Annotated in this window: 4 protein-coding genes and 1 pseudogene; 3 read left to right on the top strand and 2 right to left on the bottom strand. The window is 66.5% G+C overall.

Annotated features, from left to right (window positions below; translation table 11 throughout):
- Positions 1 to 577 precede the first annotated feature (577 nt).
- Positions 578 to 766 (top strand): hypothetical protein, encoded by a 189-nt coding sequence (locus ABT171_RS41445; RefSeq protein ID WP_191878581.1) that lies wholly within the window; start codon positions 578 to 580, stop codon positions 764 to 766.
- 167 nt (positions 767 to 933) lie between these two features.
- On the top strand, positions 934 to 1,689 hold the full coding sequence (locus tag ABT171_RS41440; protein WP_351252111.1) for a hypothetical protein: 756 nt from the start codon (positions 934 to 936) through the stop codon (positions 1,687 to 1,689).
- 123 nt (positions 1,690 to 1,812) lie between these two features.
- On the opposite strand, the pseudogene ABT171_RS41435 reads toward ABT171_RS41440, so the two are convergent.
- Positions 1,813 to 1,964, bottom strand: a pseudogene (locus tag ABT171_RS41435) (leucine zipper domain-containing protein); the annotation flags it as partial.
- A gap of 151 nt (positions 1,965 to 2,115) precedes the next feature.
- On the opposite strand from ABT171_RS41435, the gene ABT171_RS41430 reads away from it, so the two are divergent.
- Entirely contained in the window at positions 2,116 to 2,991 is an 876-nt protein-coding gene (locus tag ABT171_RS41430; RefSeq protein WP_351252109.1) for an IS5 family transposase, read from the top strand.
- A gap of 31 nt (positions 2,992 to 3,022) precedes the next feature.
- On the opposite strand, the gene ABT171_RS41425 is transcribed toward ABT171_RS41430, so the two are convergent.
- Positions 3,023 to 3,370, bottom strand: a complete 348-nt coding sequence (locus ABT171_RS41425; protein WP_351252107.1) for a VOC family protein — start codon at positions 3,368 to 3,370, stop codon at positions 3,023 to 3,025.
- Positions 3,371 to 3,551 lie beyond the last annotated feature (181 nt).

The raw sequence follows: 3,551 nt of genomic DNA, 5'->3' as shown, positions 1-3,551 counted from the left end.
GATCAACGTGCTGTTCGCGATCCTCCGCGACGGCACTTTCTACGAACCCAGAACCCCACGCCTCGCTTGACGAAAGACATAGAGGCACCCCCCCCAACTCGTCCATGAGCTCTTCGAGGGCCTCAAACAACCGGAGGTGTCAGGCGTGGAAGGCGTCGAAGGTTCATCGATGGACGGGCGTGGGAGTGGGGCCGCACACATGCCTTGCGCCGCAGGTACGACCGGCGATCACCTCGCGCTGGTAACAAGCATGCGATAAAGGCCAGTTAGTGATGGCGCGGCCGGTGCCTGCTGGGGCATGGTGGGAGCGAGCGGCGCGATTCTGCGCCGTACGGACCCGTCAAAGGGATGCGCCCGCAGGAGGTGATGGACATGACCGCTATGTCCCACCTGTGGATCAACTGCTACGACTCCGGAATCTAGCCGGGGCCAACCGCAAAGGCATTCCTGCACGGAGTCGGCAGTACGGACCCTGCCGCGCCTGTCCAGTCCCTCTCCGACCGGACGCACTCCACCGTTGGTACCTGGCTCTCCGGAAGTTGTCCCGACAGCTCTGGCCTGCCATCGGAGGACTCCCATGACGACGGTTCCTGCTCTCCTCGCGCAACTCGCCACTGGAACGCCCGGCCTCCTGCTCGCGGTGGTCGTGGTGCTTGCGGCGACGTTCCTGGTCGCCCTCGCCATAGCCGTACGCGGAACGCCACCAGAGGAACGCGCGGCAGTCCTACGCGCCTTCGCGCAGACGCTGCCCGTACGCCGCAGATGACCGCGTCCTGTGGGGGCACACGCGCGTATGCCCCCACAGGGCTCCACCGGCCGCGGCTACCGCCTGGCGCGCACCGAGACCGTCAGCCGGCCGCCCGGACAGTGCAACGGCGGCAGACCCGGGCATCGGGGTCAACTCCTTCGTGAGCCTGGCGACCCGTCACTAAAGTGGCTGCCAGACGAAGGCCGCCGCCAACAGCGCCTGACGGGGATATCGGAGAGACAGTGGACAACCCTTTCGCCCCACCTCATTCCGACAACGGCCACCGACCTGCGTGGTCCGCGCTCGACGAGTACCTGTGGCACTCGTGCGACATCATCGCCGACCTGGTCGAGAAGCGGATCGATCAGCGTCCGCTGGTCGCCACCATGGCCCGGCTCGAACCCGGTGACCGCGCACTGGCCGTCGGGCCTGCTCAGCGTCTGACCTGGAGGGCCATCGGGGATGGCAGCTACACGCACCAGAACATGTTCGCCTTCGGCAGCCCCGCCTTCGTGATCGGCAGCATGGTCGGCTCGGCTGTCGGTAACTCGGCCCGGCGCCGTGCCGCCGCCAACGACGCCCAACCTCGCTGGGTACTCGACGGGGCCGGCGAAATCACCGTCACCACGCGCAGGGTCTACTTCGGCCATCCTCAGTGTCCACTCGACCTCTTCTGGGTCGGCCTCGACACCATCGACCTCGTCGCACCGGACGTCTTCCAAACCAGTTTCCGGGACATCAACAACCACCAGTACACCACGGTGCAGCTCCGCACCCCCTGGGCATCGCTGCTGTTCGTCCTGGCCGCGATCACCGCATTCCCTGCCCATCCGCGGCTGCTGGGACGAGGCTGGCTTCCGACGGATTTCGAAAGCCGGTGCGCCCAGATCGGACGGCCATGCCGCCCGGCAGCCCGTCTCCTGCTGGAACACGGGCGCTGACTGCGCAACTGATCCCCGGCATTCCAGAGCGGCCCGCAAGACGACCGTCAGACGGACGCGACGGTCCAGGTGCGGAAGCGTCCAAGAAGAGGTCGGTGAGCGCTACGCAGGAGTCGAGAAGTGCTCGCCCTCGGAGCGCCGGCGCCGGATCCACTTGTGGGCTGTGGAACGGGAGATGCCCATGTCGGCGGCGACGCGACGGGACGGCCGAAGCAGACACGCTCGACGAGCAGCCGCCTGCCATGAACGGTCAGCCGGGCATTGCGGTGGGACACGAAGGCCCCCGCGCGGTGAAGATTCGACACCTCCGCCACACACACGGGGCCTTCGCCACGACCAAGACCGGCCAGCGTTACCAACACTCGTGATCAATACACCTGGGCCGTGTATCAAAAGTGGATCTCGAACTGTGGATGATCACGGTTCATGGGTCGGGGAGATCTCACGGACGAGCAGTGGGCGGTGCTGGAGCCGCTGTTGCCGAAGGGTGCCAGGACGGGGCGGCCGCCGGTCGGGCCTCGACGGCAGCTGATCGACGGCATACGGTTCCGGGTCCGCACTGGTGTTCCGTGGCGGGATGTACCTGTCGAGTACGGGCCATGGGGCCGGGTCTACGACCTGTTCCGCCGATGGCAGCGGAACGGCACCTGGCACCGGATCCTCACCACGCTCCAGTCCCTGGCCGATGCGAAGGGTGCGATCACGTGGGACCTGAGCGTCGACTCCACGGTCTGCCGCGCCCACCAGCATGCGGCCGAGGCTCGCAAACAGGGCGACCTGCAGAAGGAACCACCGGGTGGTGTGTTCAATGAGCCCTGTGATCACGGGCTAGGAAGGTCGCGCGGCGGTTTCACCACCAAGCTGCACCTGGCCGTTGAGCAAGGTCAGAAGCCCATGTCGATCGTGGTGACGGCAGGACAGCGTGGAGACTCGCCGCAGTTTGAACCCGTGTTGGCAAAGGTTCGCGTGCCCCGCCTCGGGCCGGGCCGGCCACGCGTCCGTCCCGATCGCGTGCGGGCGGACAGGGCGTACGCCTCCCGCAAGAACCGCGCCTACCTGCGCCGCCGCAGGATCCGATGCACCATCCCGGAAAGGCCGACCAGGCACGCAACCGCCAGAAGCTCGGCTCCCGCGGCGGCCGGCCTCCGCGCTTCGCCCCGGGCCGACTACCGCGAGCGCCATGCGGTCGAGTGCGGGATCAACCGACTCAAGAGACACCGGGCAGTGGCCACGCGCTACGAGAAACTCGCCGTCCGCTACGAAGCAGCCGTCCTGGTCGCGGCCGTCAACGAGTGGCTGTGACCAAGACTTTCACCAGGGGCGGGAAGGGATGTCAGCGGTGGCCCAGCACGTTGACCACCAGTCCGTTGGGGTCGCGAACGAAGAAACGCCGCACCCCCCACGCCTCGTCCTGCAAGGGGTGAATGATCTCCGCACCGCTCTCTCGTATGACCGCGTAAGCCGCATCCACGTCGTCCACTTCGACGCTCATGTCGGGGGCGACAGGCGCGGTCTTGTCGCTGGTCATGACGCTGATCTGCGCTGCCGGGCTGGACGGGGAGGCAAGCGTCATGATCCAGCCGTGGTTCATGACCTCCTCAAAGCCCAGCAGGCCGTAGAACTCCTGGCTCTCCTGGGCGGCATGCGACTGGATGTTGGGCACGACACGGCGAACGGCCATCGATGACTCCAAACGAGAAGGAACCTGTCTTTGCGTCTCCCCAGGAGTACTACGGCCCGTCCGACGCCGCACACACTTTCGACACATGCCCTAGTAGTGCTTCGTTAGGTTCTGGCTCTGGTTCTGCTGGTCGGCAGGGGTCGGCCGCAGGTGGTGCAGGTGCCGGTCCAGCACCTCAGCA

The sequence above is a fragment of the Streptomyces sp. NPDC001851 genome, assembly GCF_040297165.1.
In the GTDB taxonomy this organism is placed as follows: Bacteria; Actinomycetota; Actinomycetes; order Streptomycetales; family Streptomycetaceae; genus Streptomyces.
This window is presented reverse-complemented; position numbering and strand designations above follow the sequence as displayed.

What these genes read in the sequence shown, in the direction of transcription:
- ABT171_RS41430 (WP_351252109.1), top strand. Translation starts at nt 2,116, where the DNA reads ATGGGTCGGGGAGATCTCACGGACGAGCAGTGGGCGGTGCTGGAGCCG.
- ABT171_RS41425 (WP_351252107.1), bottom strand. Translation starts at nt 3,370, where the DNA reads ATGGCCGTTCGCCGTGTCGTGCCCAACATCCAGTCGCATGCCGCCCAG.
- ABT171_RS41445 (WP_191878581.1), top strand. Translation starts at nt 578, where the DNA reads ATGACGACGGTTCCTGCTCTCCTCGCGCAACTCGCCACTGGAACGCCC.